Source organism: Crateriforma spongiae, from assembly GCF_012290005.1.
Taxonomy (GTDB): Bacteria; Planctomycetota; Planctomycetia; order Pirellulales; family Pirellulaceae; genus Crateriforma; species Crateriforma spongiae.
This window is the reverse complement of record NZ_JAAXMS010000002.1, coordinates 202,674-224,805: the sequence shown is the minus strand read 5'-3', so window position 1 is coordinate 224,805 and position 22,132 is coordinate 202,674. Positions and strand designations below refer to the sequence as shown.

At 59.4% G+C, this 22,132-nt stretch carries 20 protein-coding genes; 9 read left to right on the top strand and 11 right to left on the bottom strand.

Going from position 1 to position 22,132, the window contains the following annotated elements; all coding sequences use genetic code 11:
- The first annotated feature begins 26 nt into the window (after positions 1-26).
- Positions 27-830, top strand: a complete 804-nt coding sequence (locus tag HFP54_RS05080; protein WP_197135937.1) for a tetratricopeptide repeat protein — start codon at positions 27-29, stop codon at positions 828-830.
- A gap of 60 nt (positions 831-890) precedes the next feature.
- On the opposite strand, the gene HFP54_RS26115 is transcribed toward HFP54_RS05080, so the two are convergent.
- The 4 genes from HFP54_RS26115 to HFP54_RS05060 all read right to left on the bottom strand — a co-directional run bounded on the left by HFP54_RS26115 (position 891) and on the right by HFP54_RS05060 (position 5,135).
- Positions 891-2,372, bottom strand: a complete 1,482-nt coding sequence (locus tag HFP54_RS26115) for a DUF1559 family PulG-like putative transporter (protein ID WP_206036010.1) — start codon at positions 2,370-2,372, stop codon at positions 891-893.
- Positions 2,373-2,411: 39 nt separating this feature from the next.
- Positions 2,412-3,887, bottom strand: a complete 1,476-nt coding sequence (locus HFP54_RS05070) for a hypothetical protein (RefSeq protein ID WP_168564311.1) — start codon at positions 3,885-3,887, stop codon at positions 2,412-2,414.
- A 92-nt stretch (positions 3,888-3,979) separates the two neighbouring features.
- Positions 3,980-4,642, bottom strand: a complete 663-nt coding sequence (locus HFP54_RS05065) for a hypothetical protein (RefSeq protein ID WP_168564310.1) — start codon at positions 4,640-4,642, stop codon at positions 3,980-3,982.
- Positions 4,617-5,135, bottom strand: a complete 519-nt coding sequence (locus HFP54_RS05060; RefSeq protein WP_261346679.1) for an RNA polymerase sigma factor — start codon at positions 5,133-5,135, stop codon at positions 4,617-4,619. Before HFP54_RS05060 ends, HFP54_RS05065 begins: the two co-directional genes overlap by 26 nt.
- Before the next feature lie 252 nt (positions 5,136-5,387).
- Between HFP54_RS05060 and HFP54_RS05055 the strand changes: the two genes are divergently transcribed.
- Together HFP54_RS05055 and HFP54_RS05050 are read left to right on the top strand one after the other, a co-directional pair.
- Positions 5,388-6,992 carry a glycine--tRNA ligase gene (locus HFP54_RS05055; protein ID WP_168564705.1) on the top strand — a complete coding sequence of 535 codons (1,605 nt, stop codon included), beginning with the start codon at positions 5,388-5,390 and terminating at the stop codon, positions 6,990-6,992.
- A gap of 136 nt (positions 6,993-7,128) precedes the next feature.
- Positions 7,129-9,300, top strand: a complete 2,172-nt coding sequence (locus HFP54_RS05050; RefSeq protein ID WP_168564308.1) for an RNA polymerase sigma factor — start codon at positions 7,129-7,131, stop codon at positions 9,298-9,300.
- Between the two features lie 12 nt (positions 9,301-9,312).
- Here the strand turns inward: HFP54_RS05050 and HFP54_RS05045 are convergent, their stop codons facing one another.
- The 3 genes from HFP54_RS05045 to HFP54_RS05035 are packed head-to-tail and all read right to left on the bottom strand — an operon-like array spanning position 9,313 to position 11,378.
- A complete protein-coding gene (locus HFP54_RS05045) occupies positions 9,313-9,852 on the bottom strand; it encodes a hypothetical protein (protein ID WP_168564307.1) in 540 nt (179 codons plus the stop codon).
- A gap of 24 nt (positions 9,853-9,876) precedes the next feature.
- On the bottom strand, positions 9,877-10,737 hold the full coding sequence (locus HFP54_RS05040) for a hypothetical protein (RefSeq protein ID WP_168564306.1): 861 nt from the start codon (positions 10,735-10,737) through the stop codon (positions 9,877-9,879).
- Positions 10,734-11,378 carry a MotA/TolQ/ExbB proton channel family protein gene (locus HFP54_RS05035; protein WP_146410813.1) on the bottom strand — a complete coding sequence of 215 codons (645 nt, stop codon included), beginning with the start codon at positions 11,376-11,378 and terminating at the stop codon, positions 10,734-10,736. The genes HFP54_RS05040 and HFP54_RS05035 overlap by 4 nt, the downstream gene beginning before the upstream one ends.
- Positions 11,379-11,642: 264 nt before the next feature.
- On the opposite strand from HFP54_RS05035, the gene HFP54_RS05030 reads away from it, so the two are divergent.
- From HFP54_RS05030 to HFP54_RS05020, 3 genes are all read left to right on the top strand, one after another.
- Entirely contained in the window at positions 11,643-13,790 is a 2,148-nt protein-coding gene (locus HFP54_RS05030; RefSeq protein WP_168564305.1) for a spermidine synthase, read from the top strand.
- A gap of 458 nt (positions 13,791-14,248) precedes the next feature.
- Complete coding sequence (locus tag HFP54_RS05025; RefSeq protein WP_168564304.1) at positions 14,249-14,545, top strand: flagellar biosynthesis anti-sigma factor FlgM; 297 nt, start codon at positions 14,249-14,251, stop codon at positions 14,543-14,545.
- Between the two features lie 401 nt (positions 14,546-14,946).
- A complete protein-coding gene (locus HFP54_RS05020) occupies positions 14,947-15,441 on the top strand; it encodes a Fur family transcriptional regulator (protein WP_146410821.1) in 495 nt (164 codons plus the stop codon).
- A 55-nt stretch (positions 15,442-15,496) separates the two neighbouring features.
- Here HFP54_RS05020 and HFP54_RS05015 read toward each other — a convergent pair whose 3' ends face one another.
- Positions 15,497-15,922 (bottom strand): hypothetical protein, encoded by a 426-nt coding sequence (locus HFP54_RS05015; RefSeq protein WP_168564303.1) that lies wholly within the window; start codon positions 15,920-15,922, stop codon positions 15,497-15,499.
- A gap of 204 nt (positions 15,923-16,126) precedes the next feature.
- Between HFP54_RS05015 and HFP54_RS05010 the strand changes: the two genes are divergently transcribed.
- Both HFP54_RS05010 and HFP54_RS05005 read left to right on the top strand, forming a co-directional pair.
- Positions 16,127-17,008, top strand: a complete 882-nt coding sequence (locus HFP54_RS05010) for a tetratricopeptide repeat protein (protein WP_168564302.1) — start codon at positions 16,127-16,129, stop codon at positions 17,006-17,008.
- 202 nt (positions 17,009-17,210) lie between these two features.
- The gene (locus tag HFP54_RS05005) at positions 17,211-17,537 is read left to right on the top strand and encodes a hypothetical protein (protein WP_146410828.1); all 327 of its coding nucleotides are present in this window, start codon (positions 17,211-17,213) and stop codon (positions 17,535-17,537) included.
- Here HFP54_RS05005 and HFP54_RS05000 read toward each other — a convergent pair.
- The 3 genes from HFP54_RS05000 to HFP54_RS04990 are packed head-to-tail and all read right to left on the bottom strand — an operon-like array spanning position 17,530 to position 21,566.
- Positions 17,530-18,468: a CNNM domain-containing protein gene (locus HFP54_RS05000; protein WP_146410830.1), complete on the bottom strand. Its 939-nt coding sequence runs from the start codon at positions 18,466-18,468 to the stop codon at positions 17,530-17,532. The two genes, HFP54_RS05005 and HFP54_RS05000, sit on opposite strands and share 8 nt — an antisense overlap.
- Positions 18,465-19,787, bottom strand: coding sequence for a CNNM domain-containing protein (locus tag HFP54_RS04995; protein WP_197135947.1), 1,323 nt, complete (start codon positions 19,785-19,787; stop codon positions 18,465-18,467). The genes HFP54_RS05000 and HFP54_RS04995 overlap by 4 nt, the downstream gene beginning before the upstream one ends.
- A gap of 9 nt (positions 19,788-19,796) precedes the next feature.
- Positions 19,797-21,566 carry an ABC-2 transporter permease gene (locus tag HFP54_RS04990; RefSeq protein ID WP_168564301.1) on the bottom strand — a complete coding sequence of 590 codons (1,770 nt, stop codon included), beginning with the start codon at positions 21,564-21,566 and terminating at the stop codon, positions 19,797-19,799.
- 312 nt (positions 21,567-21,878) lie between these two features.
- Between HFP54_RS04990 and HFP54_RS04985 the strand changes: the two genes are divergently transcribed.
- Positions 21,879-22,073, top strand: a complete 195-nt coding sequence (locus tag HFP54_RS04985; protein WP_145302886.1) for a Flp family type IVb pilin — start codon at positions 21,879-21,881, stop codon at positions 22,071-22,073.
- The last annotated feature ends 59 nt before the right edge of the window (positions 22,074-22,132 follow it).

The window sequence follows — 22,132 nt, the reverse complement described above, 5'->3', positions numbered from 1 at the left end:
TTTTTTGCCGCGTGGACGTTCCCCCGATGACCACCACCGCCATCACCACACGACCTTCGGCCACGTCCGACACCGATTTTCAGACCGGCCGGTCGAATTGGCTCAACGGCGCGTGGGTGTTCACCGCCTTTGTTGCGGGGTGCCTGGCCGCCTGTTTGACCGGGTGCCAGTGGGCCAGTAGCGGCCAAAACGCCCAGGGAGCCCGTTTGTATGAGCAGGGCCAATACAGCGCGGCGATGCAAGAGTTCCAGAAAGCGATCGCCAGCGACCCGGCCAATCCGGACAGCTACTACAACCTGGCCGCCGCGGTCCACCAGCAGGCCAAGCAACGCCAAGATGCGGAGTCGTACAAGCAGGCCGAAGCACTGTACAACCAGTGCCTGGACCACAATCCCAACCACGTCGAATGCCATCGGGGCCTGGCAGTGCTGTTGGTTGACACCGGCCGGCCGGATCGTGCTTTTGCTCTGCTGAAGAACTGGGCGGCCCGAAATCCGAACTATTCCGAGCCGCGAATCGAAACGGCTCGGCTGTACGAAGAACACGGCGAACCCCAGACGGCACTGAAGTATCTGGAGGACGCCGTGCAGTTGGACGCGAACAACCCCAGAGCATGGTTGGCCCTGGGGCGGTTGCGTGAATCGATGGGCGATCCGACCCAGGCCCTGCAGAATTACCAGCGGGCCTTGGCGATCAACGGCGCCCAACCGCTGGTGGCCGAGCGGGTCGCGGCACTTTCACGCCAGATCAACAGCGCTCAAGACGCCGCGCTATCACAGGCCGGCACCCGGATGGCGACCACACCGGACTTTTCGACCCAGCGTTACTAGGGGCTTCCCGCTGGACTTTGATCGACCGCGACCCTCGGGATGCCGCTGTCCAGCGTGCGGTCACCACTGCACGACTTCGCCGCCGGCAATCGTTAGCATGCCCTGCAATGTTTCGGCATCGACTTTCGCCCGGTCCAGCACGATGGCGGCTCCGTCGAACATCAACACGGGGACGGTGTCGCGGTCGCCAAAAAAGCTTTCCACCAAGCGATCGGCGTCCAATTTCCATAAACCGGGCCGTGTCCAAGGCACGGCTTGATCGGCGGGGGCCACCGCCAACGCGATCGTATTGCTGGTTCCGTCGGTGATCGAGCGAAACGATTTAGATGCGGCAGGATCGGCGTACATCGAACCCGGGATCACGGGGATCCGAATGTTGGTCATCTGGCCATTATGATCGGGCGTGCCGAAATTCGGGACCACCGTTTGGGTCACTTGCCGATTGACCTCCGCATCCCAGGCGGCGTCGCGCCGGATCGCTTTGTACAAAGCTTGCTGTTCCAAAAACGGTAGCAGCTTGACCCGCCAGCTAAGCAATTCCCCGCCAGCGGCGCCGCGGATCGCCGCGTCGGGAAACGCTTCGAAGGCGGCATGATGATTGTGCATCGCCAAGCCGATTTGTTTCAAGTTGTTCATCGTCCGCAGACGCATCGAACGCTGATTCAGGTTGCCCACCGCCGCAGCCAGTTGCTCGATCAGTGCATCCGGTGAAGTCTGGATGATGGCTGACGGACCGTCGGTCGACACGGACCAGCGGTCGTCGATCCAATCCAGGCTGGATCGCAAATGCGTCAGTTCATCGGCGACCGTCGTCGCGGCATCCGCGTCGGCGGTTTCGATTTGGATCACCGTGTCGTTTTGGGGCGGCAATGACAATGCGACGCGAGCCGATTTGACGATTTGGACCCACTGCGCCGGTGACAGTTTCGACGGGAGACTTTTCAAGGGTTGCTGGGGCCACATCGCCGCCAACGTTTGACGCATGTCATTGGGTAAGGCGATCGCCAACTGGCTGTCCTCGTCGTCACCGCGAATCAGTTCACGCCACCGCTGCGAACCGTTGGTTGCACCGGAGTCGGTCGCAGATGTCCAAGTCTTGACCGTCGTGGCGGGCCCCAAAATCAGCCAACCAGAATCAACGTTGGAATCAAGCTCCGTTTGGCCATAGATACTTTTCCACAACGGTTCGATCCGCTGTCGCACGGAATCGGGATCGTCCGTCTGGATCAGGACGGTGGCAACGCCACGCAGCATGTCTGACGTGTGGATCGCCAAATACACGTCGGTGCATCCCAGCGCGCGTAATTCGGCGACAAATTCGTCAATCTTATTTGCCGTCGGTGCAATGTCGCCGGCGTCCACCGACGCGGCATCAGCAATCAAGCGACCGGTGGCGGCCGCGTCCAGCGTTCGCAGATTCAGCCGTGCCGCGGCGACGATTTGATCGGACCAGGGAACATCCCCGGCCGCCTGGGCCGGCGCCGGTCGTTCGAAGACACCAAGCGCTGCGGCCAACACCAGCAGAATTCGGGAAATCGCCACGGGGGCGGTACGAAAGGGGATCCATCGTTTCATCGGTATTCATTCCGCCAATTGGAGTTCGAAAGTGGTTTCATCGTCGTTGGGGTACCGTGGTGCTCGTTCGAACGTGGCACGGTCGGAGCTCTGGCGTTGGTACTTGAAAGAACCCGGACGCAGGCCATCGGGAAGCGCGGGCAGATACAGATCATCCAACTTCGATGGCAGTTCGCCATGTCGAGCGGCATGATCGCGAATCGCCTGCAACGTTACGGTGAAGTGGTGCGTCTGTTCCAACCGGCGCGACGCCTGGTCGACGGCACGCAGCGCTGGTGCAATGGCTTGTAACAGAAGCTGTGCCGGATCCGGTTGAGATTCGGCCGATTGATTGCTGTTGGCCAGCGCATTTTCAGAACGTTGCAAATGGTCGCTTCGCATGTCACGGGGCAGGCTGTACCACTTGTAATAGTCGTGGATGCCGCGTCGCAGCTTCAGGGCGGTCGCTCTTAACACGCATTCGACGGATTCCAATTCGTCCACGCGGTCGCCCCATTGCGAAACGGTGCGGAGATACTCGCGTGACGATGGCCCCATCGTTGCGATCATCAAGCCACTGACCACGCGGGCCTCGGGCGCTTCTTGTAGGTCGAATCCCGTATCCAGCATTTGGACCACGGCGGCAAACTGTTGGTTCAGTTCGGCCAACTTTTGTCGCGATGCTTCGCCGCCCATCGGATGATCGGGATACCTGCCGGCATCGGGCAAAACTTTCAAGACGGCGAAAGCTTCCTTTTCCGCCGTGCGTTTCAGTTCAAACAGATCCGCGGGAACCGCATTAAGCGCCCAATAGAAGTTTGGGCTATCGCTGATCTCACTGGCTTCGCGCACCAACCGAAGCGTTTGTTCCTGCATCGCCACGGATACCAGTTGTGCGACCAGAAAGTCGCTTTGCATGCCGATCATGTCGGCCAAACGGTACAGGGTCCGCACGGTGCGATCAAAATCATTCCAGCGATGCTGATTGGCTTCCAAGCGTCCACGGATCAGCAGGAACCGGCACAGCGTCCGTGATTCTTGGACTTCCGGCAGCAGCAATTCAAACGTCTCGGTCAGATTCATCTGGTCGGTGGCCAGTGGGTAATCGAAACGCATGAAGTTTGCCGCGCGGTCGATTTCCGACAGCACCGATTCGTGGTAGGACAGAAACTGTTGCATTTCTTCCGCATGTTCGGGCTGCCAGGGAGATTCGATCCAACGCTCGATACGCTCGTCCGTCAGCACGCCCGGGTGAACGTTGTCGCGGCTGTGTTGCGTATGCTGAACGGTCATCAAGACGGCACGCGACAACAATCCGGCCGCGTTGGCATCACGCTGGTCGTTTGGCGAAGGCCAGAAACGATACCGCAATGCCGGGTCGGGTTCTTTGGACGCCGAGATGCGAATCAGCGTCGCATCATCCGCGAAAGTTACGCCCGCTGGTCCGCAGACCAGCCAAGCGATCACCGCCACAATCGTTGCGGTGCGAACAGGTTTTTGCATCGGAGGGCTCCGGGGCACGCGACAAGGGGTGAAGGGATGGGGGCCGATGGCCCGTGGGACACACGGCCTGCGTGGTCAAATTGGCGGTACGATCAATCGGCCGTTCGTCCGGCGAAGTCCAGCAATCGCGTCAATCCGTCGACGACACGCAGGTTCGCGGCCGGCCGGTTGACCGATTTGCCGTGGGGAATTTGACCGCTGCTGGTAAAACGGACACCTCTGGATGACACCGCGCCACGAGGTGCCAACCTGGCTTGCGGATCATCCAATCGAGAGAGGTTCAACCGGCTGTGGCTGGTTTGCATCGTCGACGCCAAGCGAATCGATTCCGAAAACATCCATCCTTGATTCGATGCGGCGCTGGACGGGCGGTCGACGGTATCGCGCACCGTTTCGGCCGAAACGACCTGGTGGCCGGGGCGGGACGACCCATCGGCAGCGTTGGCGGGGCGTGTGATCTGGGCGTTTTGCGTTGTGGGAACACCGCGCACGACATCGGCGCTGCCACGCCACTGCCCGGCCGCGAACGCGCCCACTGCAACGGCCAGCCAAGACGCGGCCACCGCAATGCGCCGGATAACCGGGCGATGGGAATCCTTCACCGGGGAAGCGTCAATCGCGGAGGCGCGACCCGCTTCGAAACCGATCTGATACAGGCGTCGGCTGTCGCCATCGGGGCGGGGCAGGGGGGCAAAGTTTTGGCGCAACACGCGTGCGAAATCACGGTCATCATCGGATGCAGCGGGATGGTTCACGTTGTGTCTCCGGGGCCAAAAGGGTTCTTAGGTGTGCGATGCCGTGCTGGTACTGTCGATGCGTGCGACTGCGTGATTGGCCCAGCACGCCGGCGATTTGTCGAAACGTCATGTCGCCCCACCATCGCATGACGATCACTTGACGTTGGTCGTCGGGCATCGTCTGCAGGACTTCGGTCAATTTTCGAGGATCGATATCAATTGCCGCGGAGTCGTCGCGGCGGACCAGCCACGTCAGGCGGGCATAGTCGTTTTCTCTTTCACGACGTCTTTGTCGGCCGCGTCGCCACATCAGCAGGCGATTGCGAATGATTCGGGCCATCCACGCCACCGGGTCGTCGGGCGGTTGCCCGCGTTTGGCCAGTTCGATGAACGCTTCCTGGACGGCGTCATCGGCGCCGCCGTCGCTGACCAGCGGATCCATCGCACGTGCGATCAGCATCAGCCGATCACGGTGCGTGTCCCAAATCCGGCATATTTGTTCAGCGTCCAAACGTCTTTTTCCACAAGCGTTTTGTCGTCGGGGGCACCCCAAGGATGCCGCCAAAGCCCGCTTGTCCCAAAAAACGTTGTCGAGAAACGAAGATTTCCCGCCTCGCCGGGGTTCCGCCTGGTCTGGGACGAAACGGACCGTGCGGTCATGATAGGCGACTTCCCTTTGTCATCTGATTTGTCGACCATCCCCCAATACCCACCGATGACCGAAGCAAACGCCCCCGAAACCAACGCCCCGCAAACCAAGTCGATGGACAAGATCGTTTCGCTTTGCAAGCGACGCGGGTTCCTGTTCCAGTCCAGTGAAATCTATGGCGGCGTCCAAGGATTTTGGGACTATGGACCGCTGGGCGTCGATCTGAAGCGGAACCTGAAGGAAGCTTGGTGGCAGGACATGATTTGCGGCCACAACGAGCTGAAGCAGCCCGCCGGTGCGCCGTCGACCTATGAAATGGTCGGTTTGGATTGCACGATCATCATGCACCCGCAGGTGTGGAAGAACAGCGGCCACTACGATCTGTTCCACGATCACATGGTGGATTGTCGTGAATCCAAGAAGCGGTACCGCTTTGACCAGGTACGTGGACGCGAAGTCACCTACCAAGACCGCACGATCTTTGTTTCCACTTTGGCCGAAGCGGAACAGGAAGAAGATGACATCCGCCGCCGCGGCATGAAGTTCTTCAAGCTGCGGAACAAGGACGCGGACAAGATCACCATTGGCAGCGAATCGATCACGATCGACAAGCTGGACAATACGGACAACGTGCTAGGACCCGATGCGAAGACCCTGGGCACGCTGACCGAGCCGCGTGAATTCAACTTGATGTTCAAGACGACCCTTGGGGCCTTGGGCGGCGAGGACGATGTGACGTTCCTGCGACCCGAAACGGCCCAGGGCATCTTTGTTAATTTCAAGAACGTGCTGGACAGCAGCCGGGTGAAAGTGCCCTTCGGCATCGGCCAGGTCGGCAAGTCGTTCCGCAACGAAATCACTCCGCGAAACTTCACCTTTCGCAGCCGTGAATTCGAACAGATGGAAATCGAGTTTTTCTGTCATCCCGACCAATCACAGGACTGGTATCGCTATTGGCGTGATCGCCGCATGAATTGGTACCTATCGCTGGGCATGGGATCGGAATCGCTGATCATGCGCGAACACGATCCGGAGGAATTGGCTCACTACAGCGTCGGTACCGCGGACATCGAATACGCATTCCCATTCTTGCCGCCGGGCGAATTCGGAGAATTGGAGGGCATCGCCCACCGTGGTGATTTCGATCTCCGCAGCCACATGGAAGGCAAGTTGGACCCGGCGACCAATCCCATGACCGTCGAATTGAACGAACATGGAAAGCCCAAGTATCGCGGCAGCGGCAAAGACTTGACCTATCGTGACGAAGCGACAAACCAGAAGTTCATTCCTCATGTGATCGAACCATCCGCCGGTGCCGATCGCGGCGTGCTGGCGTTCTTGTGCGAAGCGTACACCGAAGACCAACAGCCAGACGAAAAGGGCAACTTGCAAACACGTACGGTGATGAAATTGCATCCCAGGTTGGCGCCGGTCAAAGCGGCGGTCTTTCCCTTGGTCAAAAAGGACGGGATGCCGGAAATCGCGCAGGACTTGTATGGCGAACTGAAGAAGCACTTCAATGTGTTCTACGACGACAAAGGTGCGGTCGGGCGTCGTTATCGTCGTCAAGACGAAGCCGGAACGCCTTACTGCATCACGATCGACGGCGACACGGTCAGTGATCAGACCGTGACGATCCGCGATCGCGATAGCTTGGAACAAATCCGCGTCAAGCTGGATGACGTCGTCGACACGTTGACCAAGAAGATCGACGGCTGATTCGACGTGGCGTGACGAACAACACGCCGGGCGATTTTCGAGAAAACTTTTGTCACGTTGGTCGCCCGAGATACGACCTATAGGCAGACAATGAATCCTGCCAGCTGATTGGTCCGCTTTCTCGGGTGTTTCGACCGTGACAATCAATCATGACACGACACTGCAATCTTTGACCGTTGACCAATTGGTCGTATCGGCTCGCCAGGGTGATCGGTCCGCATACGGCGTCTTGGTCCAACGCCACGCCGCAATGGTGACCGGCGTGGCGTATAGCATTGTCGGCGACTTTGCCCACAGCGAAGACGTGGGGCAGGAGGTGTTTCTGGAGGCCTGGCAGAAACTGTCCGAATTGTCAGATGCGTCGCGATTCGCCGCTTGGGTCTGCTCGATCGCCCGGCACCGTGCGGTTGATGCGGTGCGTCGCCGTCGCCGCGCGACCGATGTGCACGCGGCCGAGAGGATGCCACCGGAAATTGCCGACGGAGGCGAAAAACATGATCCAGTGTCGGATGACGAACGCCAGGCGGTTGTTTGGGCAAGTCTGGATGCGCTCCCGTCCAAGTATCGCGAAACGCTGGTGTTGTACTATCGCGGCGGGAAGTCCGTTTCGGAGGTAGCGGCGGCATTGGATTTATCGCAGGCCGCGGTGCGTCAGAGGTTGGCTCGCGGCCGCAAAATGCTGCGAAACGAAGTCGAATCCGTCATCGATCGGACTCTGCGCGGGACGACGCCGGGTGTGGTGTTTCTGGCCGCCGTGCTGGGCAGTCTGCCCGGTAATGTTGCGGCGGGTGTCGCGGGGACAGCGGCTGGGAAATCATCCGCGGTCGGTGTGGCGGCCACATCGGCCAAGGTTCTAGGCACAGGAACGACAATCTCCGGTGCGACATTTGGGTTGTTCGGCGGCTTAGCCGGTGGCCTGTTCGGCGCTTGGGTCAGTTACCGCAATGCACCCTACACAACACAGAAACTTCTGATCGTTCGCTTCTTGCTGCTGACCGTGTTTGCTTTGGTCGTGTGGGCGGCCATGTTGATGTGGCTGGTGGGGCAACGTTCGGGACCCGTGTCGATGGACGATGGACGATACGCAATTGCGTTGCTGGGTCTGATTCTGACGATGCAACTTTTGTTTTTTGCAGCGTCTTGGTGGGGCGCGCGTCGTTTTCGGCAACTGGGTGATATCGCGCGCAGCGAAGGTCGGGCAATGGATCCCGTCGCGTCACGACGACTGGCGGGGATCCGTCGTGCAGAGTTTCACTGGTCCACTCGGAACAGGTTTGCAGGTCGGCCATGGGTCGATGTTCGATTCGGCCCGGTATCCCACGATGGGCAGGTTGCCCCAACGGACGTCGCCAAAGGTTGGATCGCGGTCGGCGATCGCGCTGACGGATGGCTGATTGCCATCGGAAACCGGGCACGTGGCTTGATCGCCTGCGGCGGGTGGTGTTTTGGGGGGCTGACGATTGGCGGATTCGGGATCGGGGTGATCCATTTGGGCGGACTGGGTGTGGCGATACTCAGCATCGCTGGGCTCGCGTTTGGAGGGATCGCGATCGGTGGTATCGCAGTCGGTTGGTACAGTTTGGGCGGGCTGGCGATCGGCAAAGCCGCGCTGGGAGGTGCGGCCATTGCCAGCCATGCGGCGATTGGCGGGGTGGCATGGTCGGCCGGTCAAGCGAAGGCGAGACTTGACGAAACCACGGAGGCCGGTGGGGCGGACATGGAACGTCTCGAAATGTGGCGACGATGGACCGAAAACGGGCTGCCGACGCCCTGGGCCGACGTTTTGCTGCTTGCCGGCGGCGGAATCTTGTTTGCGTTGGTCTTGCTCAAGGTCATTGCTTGGCGACTAGCCATGCGTCAGGCGGTTTTGACCGGTCGAATCGATTCAAAACACCCCGCGGTTGCTTCGACGATCAACGACGCTTTGGCCTTTTATGGATCACTCATCGGCTGCAGCGTTTGGGTGGTCGGAATTGGTTTTGACGTCGCTTCGATAGCGACAGCTACCGCCGGATTGATACTGTATTTGGCGGCCGCCGCAGTGGCGTTTTGGACGGCGCGATACGACTGGCCTACGCAGCGGCTGGGGCGAGCCTTTGCGGTTTCAATCCTTGCGGCAGATTTGGCGACCACCACCGCAATAGGGATGAGTCATTGGATCGATGGCTGGGAACGTTCCAGCGGTTTCAGCTGGTGGGCTTACCTGGGGCTCAGTCAGATTGGATACGTCGCCCTCGCAATCTTGGCATTGGTGTTAACGCAGACATCGGTCACACGATCAATTGCACCGGAGTCAACGTGCGGCTGATCGTTTCCAGCATCAACCCTCGGTCGCCCCCACCGGATTGCCATTTGTCGATTCATCTTCGACCAGCCGTTGTCGCGTTTCGACAGCGTCGTCGGCGATCCCCGCGTCATGAAGGGCGGTGGTCAGTTTCTTTTCCGCCGATGCGACCGCTTCGGGGGTTCGACTGATACGAACACGGGTGCCGCTGGCGTCGCCTTCGGCTTGCCCTGCGGCTTGGACGATTTGGTCAAGCGACATCGATTGTCGTGCCGCTGAATCGTCGCCGGCGTTGGATTCGGTGACCCGTTGGACGCTGTAGTCGGTGCCGTCGATCAGCACATCGATCAGCCACAGTTTGGCGTCTTCGATCATCGAGCTCTCGCCGCTCGACTGGACCATCGCCGGTGCATCAACGGATGTTTCGTCCGACGGTTCGGCGTCCGGATTGACCACGCTGGTTTCCGATTGGTTGACACCAACGTTGATGGAAAAGAACTGGCCCGCGATGAATGCCAAAATCCCGCCGATGGCGGCGACCGGAAGAAGCCGTTTGGTTTTGAACATGGAGCGCATGGGATGACCGCAGTGGAGGTTGGATTAATCGGTTGTCTCGTTGGATGCATCGACCGCTGGCGTGTCGGTGGATTCTGTCAGCGGGATCAGCGTGTCGGTCTGCTTGGCGATCACATCGGGCAAAGGTGTCGCGCCCAGGACTGTGTATTCAAAACGCGTTGCCGGCAGATCCGTCCGCATCCTTTCCAGCGCGTGGGGCAGGGCATCGATCATCGGCTGATAGACTCCCGCCACCGCCTCGGGCGAATACGACGCCAGGATGACGACCAAACCCTTGGGCTGGGGTAACTGTTTATACGCGGCGAACAGTTGGTCTTCCATTTCGGCGGTCCGGTTGTCTTGGCCGCGGCGTTCCAGACGCATCGACAGGCCGCGATCGCCGGTGCCTAACAGCACGCGGCGGTTCGGATCGGCGTGCACATGCCAGATCTCCGCCCGCTTGAGCAGTTCGGCGTGTCCAACCAAGAAGCGCACGACCTCCTCGGGCGACGCCTGTGCGACCTGTTCCGACATCGCACGCACAACGTCGGCCGATCCGTCGTCTTCGTCGCCGACCATTTCGTTCAGCCGCTTGAGCGTCGGCAGGGGCAGATCGAATGCCTGAGCGATGGTCGACATCGCTTGGCGTGTCCGCATGGCTTGACGTTGTGCGGCTTGCCGAGCGGCCTGCTGATTTTGCCGGGCAATCGACGCCTGTTGTTCCGCCGCATCGCGTTGACGCTGCAACTCCGCGACGGATTGCTGGGCGGCGGCGCGTTGTTCGTTGGCGGTTTCGCGGACATCCATGAATTGTGCAAAGACGACGATCAGCAACAGGTCCACCAACGGAGCCAGCTGGATCCCGAATCGTCTGCCAGGACGGTGCGACGTCGCGGTGTCGGTCATGCCACCGCCTCGGCATCCCGCACTTCGCCGTTGCTGGCAAGTTCGCGTTTCGCTTTGGCGACCGTGTCGCGAACGTGGCGTCGGTTTTCCGACAATCGACTGAAACCGGGTTCCAACATGCTGTGGATGAACATCAGCAGAATGGCCGAGACCAGTCCCGCAAACGTGCTCCAGATCGCATCGCCGAATCGGCCGACGATGTCCCCGACGCTGGCGGTGTCGCCTCCGGCCAGTGCGGCACCGATCGCACAAATGGTGCCCAGGACTCCGGCCAGCGGATAGGCTTCGATCATTGTCCGGGCGACGTTCCAAACCGTGTCGAATCGCATCGATTGCAGATAACGGCGACGTTCGTCCAGGATCTTCATCCGCTGGTGCAGCACTTTTCGGCCGGGGGATCCCGGTGGTTCGGCCAAGACGTCATCGATGTCGGCCAGAAAGCCTTCGATCCGGTCTGACGGATGCGCGTTCCAGTCCATCTGGCTGCGGTGCGGAAGACCTTCGGTGAATTGCGTCAGCGTGGTCGTGATGTCGTGGCGATCCTTGCGTGCCCAACCTGCCAGGTAGATGAAGGCCAGGGTGTGTAGCAGAGCCACCACGGCGATCGCATGCGTGGAGAATTCGGAGACTTGTTCAAGCACTGACGGATTCCAAGCGGCGGTCGGGCGTCAATCATCATGCCGCAGACGTTGTCCGGTTTCGTCCGCGTTGGTCCAAAACACCGATACCGCCGGCATTCACCGGTCGATCGGCCTTGTGGTCGTATGCTAGCAGCCCGCGGGCGATCGGGTCCATTCGGATCCGGAGACCGGTTCGGTCTGGAAGCAGATCGGCGGGGCGGTCAGGCGTGGTCCATTTGGTGACCTAAGGTTTGGCAAAAACCGTGCCACATTCCGGTGTTCGACATGACTGACGCGGCCGCACAACCCGCAAATTCCACCCGAACCGAATCTCATGCAGCGGCGGCGACGTCGCCACCGATCGCATGGTTTGCGTTGACGATTTTGTTGTCGGCGTTTTTGGTTTTTCAAGTCCAACCCGTCATCAGCAAGTGTGTGCTGCCGTGGTTCGGAGGCACGCCGGCCGTTTGGACGACGTGCATGTTGTTCTTTCAGATCGTCTTGTTCGCCGGCTATGCGTACGCGCACCTGTTGCGTTGCTGGTTTTCGCCGGCGGTGCAAGGCGGCATTCATTTGGTCTTTTTGGCCGCGGCGACGCTGTTTTTGCCGATCCAACCTGACGAGATTTGGAAGCCACAAGGGGATGAAAACCCGACGATCTATCTGCTGATGTTATTGGTCGCCCACGTGGGGTTGCCCTATTTTGTGTTGTCGGCCACCGGGCCGTTGGTCCAATCCTGGTTCAGCTATCGAGACCGAACCGATCGAGTCTATCGGTTGTACGCACTGTCCAATGTCGGCTCGCTGTCGGCGCTGCTGAGCTATCCATTCCTGATCGAACCGTTCGTTTCCCTGACAGGCCAGTCGGCGACCTGGTCCATGTTGTTTTGTGGATTCGTTATCGCCGAAGGCTATTTGGCGATTTGGTTGTTGCGATTGTCGGGGCTCGCGTCACAGGCGAATGCATCGGAGGATCTGGCAGCCAAAAGCGAAGGTCCCCCGGAAAACGCCTTTGCCCAATATGCGTTGTGGCTGGGGTTGCCGGCCTTCGCGTCGGCGGGGCTGTTGATCGTGACCAATCATGTTTGCCAGGACATCGCAGTGATCCCGTTTTTATGGGTGTTGCCGCTGAGTTTGTACCTGCTGAGTTTCATCATTTGTTTTGATTCACCGCGGTGGTATCGACCCAAGTGGATTGCCGCAGCGGCGTTGTTGTGCGTCATGCTGACACAGATCCACTGTGTGTTGCCTGCGGGAGCAAAACTGGTCACCGAAGCGGTCGGCTATTTCGGTTTGCTGTTGGGCATCTGTCTGCTGTGCCACGGTGAAGCGGCGCGTTCCAAACCGTCGGCCGAACGATTGACCACGTTCTATTTGTGCCTGTCCGGCGGTGGAGCGATCGGGGGCGTTCTGGTTGCGGTGATTTGTCCGTTGGCGTTTCGCAACTATCTGGAATTGCCCTTGTGGTTGGGCGTCAGCACCGTGGTGGCGTTTGCCTTTTTTGTGGCTTGCACTCACTGGGGATCGGCCGATTCAACGGTCGGGCAATCGCTATATCAATGGGCCCAGCTGCGTCGCTATCGCTGGGGTTTGGCCGCAGCGATGTTGATTCCGTGTTTGGTTGGATTGACGACCACGCAGGACGAACTGCTGGCCAGTCGTCGAAACTTTTTTGGCGTATTGAAAGTCACCCGCGATGCGGGGCAGACCAAATTGATCCACGGCCGCACGGTCCACGGGATTCAGTTGTCGGGCGACCGCCGGACTTGTCCCACCAGCTACTACGGCTATGAAAGTGGCGTCGGCCGAACGATTGCCGCGATGCAGGATCGCGATCGCGAAATGCGTGTCGGTGTGGTCGGTTTGGGCTGCGGTGTTTTGGCGACCTATGGCAGACCGGGCGACCGGTTCGATTATGTCGAAATCAATCAAGACGTCGTCGACATCGCGGATTCGCATTTTTCGTTTCTGAAGGACGGTGCGGCCCAACAGCAGATCCACGTCGGTGACGGCCGTTTGGTGTTGGAGCGTTTGACGGATGCCAAGTTTGATTTGTTGGTATTGGATGCCTTCAGCAGCGATGCGATTCCGGCACACCTGTTGACGCGGGAAGCCATGGGGTTGTATCGAGATCGCTTGGCGACCGAGGGTGTGATCGCGGTTCACGTCTCGAATAATCATTTGGACTTGGTGCCGCTGGTTCACCGATTGGCCCAGTCGGTCAATCTGGAAAGCCGACTGGTTGAAAGTGACCGCGACGCCGAAGCTGCGGTTTGCCGTGCCCGGTGGATGATCCTAGCGGCTCCACAATCCCCGTGGTGGGAAACGGGACCATTGGCCGAATGTCCGCCGGTTTCCTCGCAGATTCGTCGCCGGGGACCGCTGTGGACCGACCAGCACCACAACTTGGCCAGCGTCCTGCGGTTGTGGTGAGGGCCTGATTGGGACGCCGCCAAAAAAGGGCGTCAAAAAATCGCTCGATGGTCAAGTTTGGATTCAAGAACATCGCTCTTGCGACCGACATCCTGGTGACGCTAAGGTGCCGTCGTTGTCTCGGATGGATTCGAGCTGTGAAAGCAGATTCGACTGAAGCGAAGACGTTGGAAGGCCGATGAAACAAATGTTTTCGCCTTTCTGCGCTGTCGAAGTCTCTCTTCAAGGCTGACGGATTGCATCCTGGGACAAGGAATGCAGCGCGGGCCGACCCGAAAACTGTGTGCACGATCACCTCGTGAAACTTCCGGAGGAAGTCCACGTTTGGGGTGATGGTCGCACGGTCCACGTTGCCCGTCCCTGTCGTTTGTGTAGTGAAAAATAAGCGTGAGAAGTCTCGCGCGGTTTTTCCATCAACCCCGACGACGTCCAAACCCGCATGGGGAGCAATCCATCCGATGCAGATTTACGGTCCTTATCGAGTATCGACACAGCAGCCGGTCGGTCCGAGTTCGCGAACGGCCAAACCCGCCGCTCCGGCTGAGAAAACAGCCGCTTCGTCGGTCGATCAATTGGATCTGTCCAGTGCGGCGACCGCCGCAAATCGTCTGTCCGGCATCACCAGCCCGTCCACTGAAAGCGACATTCGCGTCGATCGGGTGGCCGAAATTCGGCGACAGATCGCCAGCGGCAGCTATGACACGCCGGAAAAAATGGACGCAGCATTGGACCGATTCCTGGATCAATACGCCTAAGCCGTGGGCGACCTGATCGCCCGCTGTTTCACACACGCGACGCCCGGGTGTGGGGACCCGAAATCCGCAACCGTGTTGTTTTTGGGGCGTCGAAGCGGTCCTAGGATGGCGAAGCATCTGCGTCAAAACGTCGTTGCCCACGCCGGATCCGTTGCGAAATTCCGCTCGATGGCACACGATGGGGATAGATGGTGTGCATCGATCCGGTCACGGTGTCGGTTCTGGGGCGGTTCAGGATCCGACGGTGGGCACGGGGCGGTCGCTTCGTCTGTTCTGTACCGCTTGTCTGCATGTTGATCGTCCCGTCGGGTTACCGCCCGGGCATCGCCCGATGGTCCCCTCGTGGACGTGCGGCCGGCAACCCGTATTCGTGATCCCCCGCTGGCCCCCGAGCATTCCACATGGCCTCATCCTTGCAACCTCTGGCGACGTCGCTTTCGCCCCAGGAACGGTTTCAGGAATACCTGCAGGCCAAGGGATTGCGTCAAACGGAGCAGCGAAAGTTCTTGATCGACGAAGTGTTCAATCAGCACGAGCACTTTGACGCTGACGAATTGATCGAACGGTTGCCGCGTCGGGGAAGCCCCAATTACGTCAGTTCCGCGACCGTGTACCGGACGCTTCGTGAATTCGTCGATGCGGGGCTGCTGAAGAGTTTTCAGCTGGAAGGCCGGACGGTCTACGAGCACGATTATGGCTATCCCCAGCACGACCACCTGTACTGCACCCGGTGTCAAGAGTTGTTCGAATTCACCAGCGATGAACTGATTGCGTTGCGTGATCGCGTGGCGGCGGATCAGGGGTTTCGCGTGACCGGACACCGCTTGATCATTCAGGGCATCTGCCAAAAGTGTTCACAAACACGCCGCAAGAAACGCAAACAAGACCTCGTTTAATCGTGGTCGGGTTTGCCCCGGTGGCTGCCACCGGAATTGTTCGGTGGGACGCGGTTTAGTCTTGGTTTTGTAACTGGACCAGGATCGCTTGAAAGACTTGTTCGTTGGCGATGAAGTCGCGGTCTTCTGCCTGGATTTGAACCAGCATGCGTCGCTGCTGGCTGCTTAGCAGCACCACGCGGGACTGGATCAGCAGGTCCAGGTAATAGAAGCGGAACTCCATCGTGGGTGGTCCGGCAGGATCGGCGTTTTCGATGGATTCCGATTCCAGGTCTTCGTATTCCGCCGCCATCGCCTGGCCGACTTGGGCCAAGACCTGTGCGTCGGTCAGAGCCGGGTCCGTCCACTCAACGGCCAGGAAGCCGCCGTTGGGCAATTCCAGAGTGACGCCTTGGGCATCATCGCTGCCGTCATCCTGTGCCACCGTCCAGTTATCGGGGTACATGAATCGCAGGCCGTGATCGTTGAATTCCGCAGGCATTGGGTTGTGGGAAAGCGTGGTCGGGCTCGAATCAAAGGTGTGCGACCCGCATCAGGCGGGCGACCTCCGGTACATCGGGCGATCCTAACAAACGAACTCCGATTGCATCAGCCGCAGGATTCTTGTTAGCACCACCCATGCCTCCGTCGCTAATCAGGTGAAATTGGTTTCGTGCGAATCTGCCATCTCTTTTGCTGCGTCGTCGTGGCCCTGGCGATCGCATCACAGGGCTGTCGGGCGATCGGTCATCTGCGCCAAAACCGGCCCGCCATCGAAGCTCGCAAGCTGTCCCGCGAAGGCCAGCGATGGATGTACGACGGGAACTGGGATGCCGCGGAGGCCAAGTTCGCCGCCGCGCTGAACGTCAGCGACGACGACGATCGTGCGCACTGGGGCCTGGCCGAATCTTTGTGGCAGCGAGGCGAATACGAAGAAGCGCTGCAGCACATGGAACAGGCGGTCCGGTTGAGTGCCGATGATCCGATGCTGCTCAGTCGTTTGGGGCGTATGGATTTGGAACTGGGGCGTCTGGACGCGGCCGACCGAAGGTGCGAACAGGCATTGGCGGCCAACCGAAATTCGGCGGAAAACTGGGTGCTGCGCGGCGACTGCTTGGCGGCACGGCAACAGTGGGATGATTCGTTGTCGGCCTATCACCGGGCGCTGGCGATCCAGCCGGATTTGTCGGCCGCGCTGTTGAAAGCGGCTGAGGTCTATCACCGACAGGGCCGCTATGACCGGTTGCTGGCGTCGATGGATCGCATGCGGGATCACGTGGGTGAAACCCAAACACCCGCCCGCGCCGATGTGTTGCGGGGCATTGCACTGCGACAGCTCGGCCGACCCTGGGAAGCCCAGCGGTGCTTCGTCGCCGCGGTCCAAAAGGACGACAGCAACCACGCCGCGTATTTGTTGTTGGCGTCCCAGTCGGTCCGCGTGGGCGATTTGGAACAGGCGCGACAGGCTTTGTCCGAATCCTTACGGCTGAATCCATCGTTGCGACGGGACGAAGACGTTCTGCGTGAATTCCAGCATCCCAGCCTGGCGGCTGTCTTTCGTCAGTCGCCTGGGACGGAGATGCGGTAGGACGCAATTCCACTGGCGGCATGGATCAATGCGATCATTTGTCGCGTGTTGGCAACCCAAGGGGTGACCCAATCGTTGCGACCTGAATCATCGGACCGGTGATTGCGGCCAAAACGACCTGGGGAAGACGACCGACTGTCGATTTCCGTTCTAGGTTTTCGATAGTTCGAATCACCGGCCCACTTTTGACGCAGTCATTGCCATGCATTTACCAGCGATACCGTCGACCGCCGATCCCGAAGCGGGACCTCAGTTCATCATCGGCGGCACGGCATCGAAAACGACCGCCATCACTGACAGTGCAAAACCCGGCAAGCCTGGGTTTGTCGATCGACGTCAAGGATCCGGTGGTCGCGGCGGTCACAACGAGCGGCGACAGTTCGGCAGTTCCCACGCGGAACTGTCACAGGAAGGCCGTGAATTGGCACTGGCGATCGATCAGTACAAACTGCAAAACCACCGACGCTACATCACCTGTGATGAAATGCTGAAAGTCTTGCATCAGTTGGGATACCAACGCGTCAGCTGATCAAATGTGCCAGCAATTGACGCCGGGTCACGATCGACTTGGCGTTGCCACGCGAATCCAACAAGATCGCGACTCCGCTGGCTTGGTCATTCAGGCGGACCAACGTCTTGAGGTGGCTGTCACTGACCGTGCCACGCACCAGCGGCAAAACTCTTGGCGGACCTTCATCGCAAACCAAGTCGATGAACCGGAGATAGCCAAGCCATTCTTTTCCTTCTTTGACCAGGACGATCGACTCGTTCAGACGCTGGGCCAATTTTGCCGCGGCCGGTACGTCGATCGGCGTTGTCACCTGTGGAATCCGATCAGGCGAACGACCAAACGTGGCCGCCGACAGATTTCCGACTTCGAACAGTTTGGCGGCCAAGTTCCGCTGACTCTCGGCCAGCAATCCTGCTTCGTGGCCCGCACGCAGAACTTGATCCAGTTCGCGACGTGCCATCGCAAGCCGCAGTTGGAACGGCAATTGACCCGTAACCCGCTGCAGCAACCCGCCCAGCAATCCCAGCATCCATGACACCGGTGCGAACAGGCAGGTGGCTGCAATCAAGATCGGCTTGGTCGCCATCAACAGGCGATAGGGGGCATGAAAAAACAGGTACTTCGGCAACAGTTCACCGAACACGAAAACGATCGGCGTCATCAACATCGGGCCGATCAGCTCCGCCGCCGGATTGGCGGTGAACCATTGCTGAACCGCGATCACCACGGCAACGCTGGTCAAGTAATTCGCCACGTTGTTGCCGACCAGTGTGGTGGCAACAAAGATGGCCGGATGATTCAAAAGCCAGACGATCCATCGGGCCGACCATGAACCGTCCAGACCGTCCAGCACCAGACGCGTGCGCGAGACGCGATACAGCCCCGTTTCACTGCCGCTGAAAAACGCACTGAGCGCCAGTCCGATCAAGAACAATCCGATCGCGATCACGGTGTGCCATCCTCCCCGTCATCGTCGATGCGTCCTGCTGATACGTCGATCAACAGGTCGTCGTCGGATTCCGACAGCACGGTCAACACGAAACGATCCAATTCGGCGGAATCACCTGGACGTGGCAAACGTTCGTTGCATCGCTGGATGTAGCCTGCCACCGTGGCGGCGCGTTCGGCGGGTTCGTCGACGCCCAGCAATTCGACCAGCGAACGAAGGCGAACGGATCCGCTTAGTCGCCAACGATCAGGGCCGATCACGTCGATTTCAGCCAGCCCGCCTGGTCCCGCGTCGGATGAACCCAGGATGTGACGCAACAAATCTTCCATCGTCACCACGCCGATGGATTCGCCGAATTCGTTGACGATCACGGCAACGTTTCGTTCTTCGGTGACCAATTGATCGAACACTGCGGCAATCTTGGCCGTCCACGGCGCGTAGATCACGTTGGTCGCTTGGGCGGCCAATTCGTGATGATGTGCTTGGCGTTTCCATCGATTCGGACGCATCGTTCGCAATTGCAGGGCCGATTCGATGGCTTCGTCGTCTTTGTCCGCGAAATACAGATACCCGTCCTCGGCAACGCATTTTTGAATCACTTCGCGTTTGCCCGTGGGCGTCATCAGATTCAGTCGCCCGCGAGGACGCATCAATTCATCGGCCCGCAAATCAGACAGGCTGACCAGCCGTCGCAAGACCTCGCGTTCGCGTTGCCGGAGCGCCGCATCGTCGGTCCCCAGTTCGATCGCGCGTTCAATGTCCGTCAGGTCCAACTCGGGCTCGGCGCGAAAGGTCGGCCACAACAACCGTCGTGCGATCGCGTTGGACGAACGGATTAAGGGCAGGGCAGGGCTGATCAAACGCACCGCCCACTGCAACGGTAACGCCACGACGATCGAAAAACGCGTCGGTGAAACAACCGCGATGCTTTTAGGTAGCATCTCGCTTAGAAAGATGATCGCCAACAAACTGCCCACCGTGAACAACACTGCACCGGTCGAACCGGTCGATGCGTTGCTTTCCAGCTGCCCACCGACGATGGCCGCGATGGCAAAGTAGGTCATGTTGATCAGCAAATTCCAAAACAGAATTGCTGACAACAAGTGTTCGGGGTTTTGCAGCAAGCGGTCTGCGATCTGACCGGGCAAACCAGACATCCGCAGCCGGCGGCGGTCGCGGTCGCGTAGCGAGAACAGGGCGGCTTCGCTGCCGCTAAAGAAAGCGCTTAGCAAGATCAGCGCGATCATGGCGGCGATCCAGCCCCAACGTTCGGCCGTCACTTCCAGGGTGGATTGCAGCGTCGTCCAAAACGTGCCCATGCAGCGCATCTAGGTCGATTCTCCGGTCCCGCCACGGTCCGGTTCCAAGCAGACGTCGAATTCACTGAGCGCCGGAATCATCATGGCGGCCACCGCAAAGCCGTAGCCCGCTACGAGTGCCGAAACGACGTAAAGGTGGTCCATTTGCAACAAGAATTGGGTGATCGCATAGAACGTGATCAGCGGCAAAAAGAACGATGCCGCGAAGATCGCGCTGGAGGGGTTCCGCCAACCCAGCGATGCGAACAATGCCGCGCCACCACCCAAGATCATCACCAAGAATGGTGCCAGTTGCAATTGAAACGCGCCGCGGAAACTGACCATGATCGTCATGCAAATCGCGATTCCCACGCACAAGAAAAACACGGTTCCCAAACTGGCCATGGTGGCGGTTCGACCGGCGACGTAATTCAGCCCCGTGTGAATGCCCAGCATCGAAACAAAGATGTACAAAACCAACGCACCCAATACCGCATAGATCGTATTCTCCCACGTCATCACACCGCTGGCCCCCATGTAGATCAGCAACAGGACCGGCAAAACGATCATTTCCTTGGCAACGTACAGGACGCCCAGCAATTTCCCGAAGATGAACTCACGTGGGCTGAGGTCAGTGACCAGCAACAGGTCCAACGCCAGCCCGTCGCGTTCGCCGGTGATGCTGTTCACAGCCAATGCGTTGACCAGAACGAGGCTGACCACGCCCAGGATGGCCACAGGGATGGTGGCCGAGGGAAGGGCACGATCGATGCGGCCGGCCGGTTCCAAGGCGACGCCGCTGCGGACCTGCCATGCAATGGAGGCCGCGACAATCGCGAACAGAACCACGAACGTGGCACGAATGATCAACACCTTGCGGCCATAGGCCCACGTGCGGACTTCACGCCACAGCACCGGATTGTCCCAAACGGCACGCGGCTGGCGGACTTTCCAACTGGCTGGTTCGCCGGGCGATTCGACGTCCACGCTGTTTTCCGCTTTGGGGGCCTTGAAACGGACTTCGCGAGATGGGTTCCAGATGCGAACCATCACGACGCCGTAGATTAGCAATGCCACCGACAGGGCCAACGCAAGCAAGACGAACAGCACCACACCGGCAAGCACATCGCCCTGCAGGCTGGATAGCGGCGACGCCGCAGCGGTCAGTGCGCGGATCGGACTGACGGCTAACGTCCAGGACGTCGGCAGTGGGACCAGGGTCGCAATCGCTTCGCCCAGACCCAGGAACAACAACAACGTCAAAACGGTCAACGCGATCGCTTGGAACGTTTTTTCACGCCACAAACCGATGACCGTGCCCACCGTTCCCGACAGGATGATCATGGCGGCGGTGACCGCAAACACACTGATGACTTGTTGGGGGGAAACACCGCCCAGCAACGGGAACGTTAAGAAGACGGGCAGTCCACAAATCAATAGCGACAAGGGTGACAGCAGAGTCGCGGTCAATTTACCGCCCACCACTTCGAACCCGCTCAGACGCGTCAGCAACAGCAAGATCAGCGTCCGCCGGTCCTTTTCCTGGGCGACACTGCCCGCCGCCCCCACCGCGGCCAGGGCGGAAAGGACCAGCAGTTGTAACGGGGCCAGCAGTGCGAACATGAATCCGCCGAACCGAGCCGAATCCGACGTCGTGGCCAACGAATGTGAACCGTCCAGCACCAGATAGCCCGTGCACAACAACAGAAACAGGGCACCGACGTAAATTCCCCGCGACAGATACGTTTGCGGACGCTTGGGCGTAACGATTGCCTCGCGATTGAAGACCGGGCCTAGCATGGTCACCGTACGGGGAATGCAGCGGGAAAAAGGTTCGACATCTAAAAAACGACGGCTTCGGCCGACACGCCCCGGGCACCCGCCGGGCGGACGGGACCCCCGGGCGAATGGGGCTGGTACGATCCAGCCGGGCGATTGGATCGTGGCGGTATCAGCATAATCGCGAATATCGGTACAGCTGAACATGGCCGGTCGATGGAAATGTCCGTGAACCGGCCGGGGACGGTTTCGTTTCAGCGCAGCGACCTAGGTTTCCATTGTTCCAAGTTGCTTAAACACCGTTGCCAAAACGCCCAGTCTTTGACACTCGCGATGAACCTACGAAAAACCATCCGTTGCGTCGGTCGGTTCGCCACCGACGAAGAAGCGACGACGGCGGTCGAATACGCCGTCATGTTGGCGTTGATCATCGCGGTCTGTATCGCCTCGGTCAGCTTTTTGACGATTCAGACGAAAGAAAGCTTTGACAATTCCGGCGAAGCCATCGTCGGTGCTTTAGGCAACTAAGGATCCACGCCGGTTTGCTTGACCGGCCTGCTTTTCGCAACTACCCCGGCGGGACTCAC

Bases quoted from the DNA above. Each gene is read 5' to 3' on its own strand.
- HFP54_RS05015 (WP_168564303.1), bottom strand. From the start codon at position 15,922: ATGCCTGCGGAATTCAACGATCACGGCCTGCGATTCATGTACCCCGAT.
- HFP54_RS05040 (WP_168564306.1), bottom strand. From the start codon at position 10,737: ATGACCGACACCGCGACGTCGCACCGTCCTGGCAGACGATTCGGGATC.
- HFP54_RS05005 (WP_146410828.1), top strand. From the start codon at position 17,211: ATGCATTTACCAGCGATACCGTCGACCGCCGATCCCGAAGCGGGACCT.
- HFP54_RS05055 (WP_168564705.1), top strand. From the start codon at position 5,388: ATGGACAAGATCGTTTCGCTTTGCAAGCGACGCGGGTTCCTGTTCCAG.
- HFP54_RS04990 (WP_168564301.1), bottom strand. From the start codon at position 21,566: ATGCTAGGCCCGGTCTTCAATCGCGAGGCAATCGTTACGCCCAAGCGT.
- HFP54_RS05080 (WP_197135937.1), top strand. From the start codon at position 27: ATGACCACCACCGCCATCACCACACGACCTTCGGCCACGTCCGACACC.
- HFP54_RS05045 (WP_168564307.1), bottom strand. From the start codon at position 9,852: ATGCGCTCCATGTTCAAAACCAAACGGCTTCTTCCGGTCGCCGCCATC.
- HFP54_RS04995 (WP_197135947.1), bottom strand. From the start codon at position 19,787: ATGGGCACGTTTTGGACGACGCTGCAATCCACCCTGGAAGTGACGGCC.
- HFP54_RS05070 (WP_168564311.1), bottom strand. From the start codon at position 3,887: ATGCAAAAACCTGTTCGCACCGCAACGATTGTGGCGGTGATCGCTTGG.
- HFP54_RS05020 (WP_146410821.1), top strand. From the start codon at position 14,947: ATGGCCTCATCCTTGCAACCTCTGGCGACGTCGCTTTCGCCCCAGGAA.
- HFP54_RS04985 (WP_145302886.1), top strand. From the start codon at position 21,879: ATGAACCTACGAAAAACCATCCGTTGCGTCGGTCGGTTCGCCACCGAC.
- HFP54_RS05025 (WP_168564304.1), top strand. From the start codon at position 14,249: ATGCAGATTTACGGTCCTTATCGAGTATCGACACAGCAGCCGGTCGGT.
- HFP54_RS05030 (WP_168564305.1), top strand. From the start codon at position 11,643: ATGACTGACGCGGCCGCACAACCCGCAAATTCCACCCGAACCGAATCT.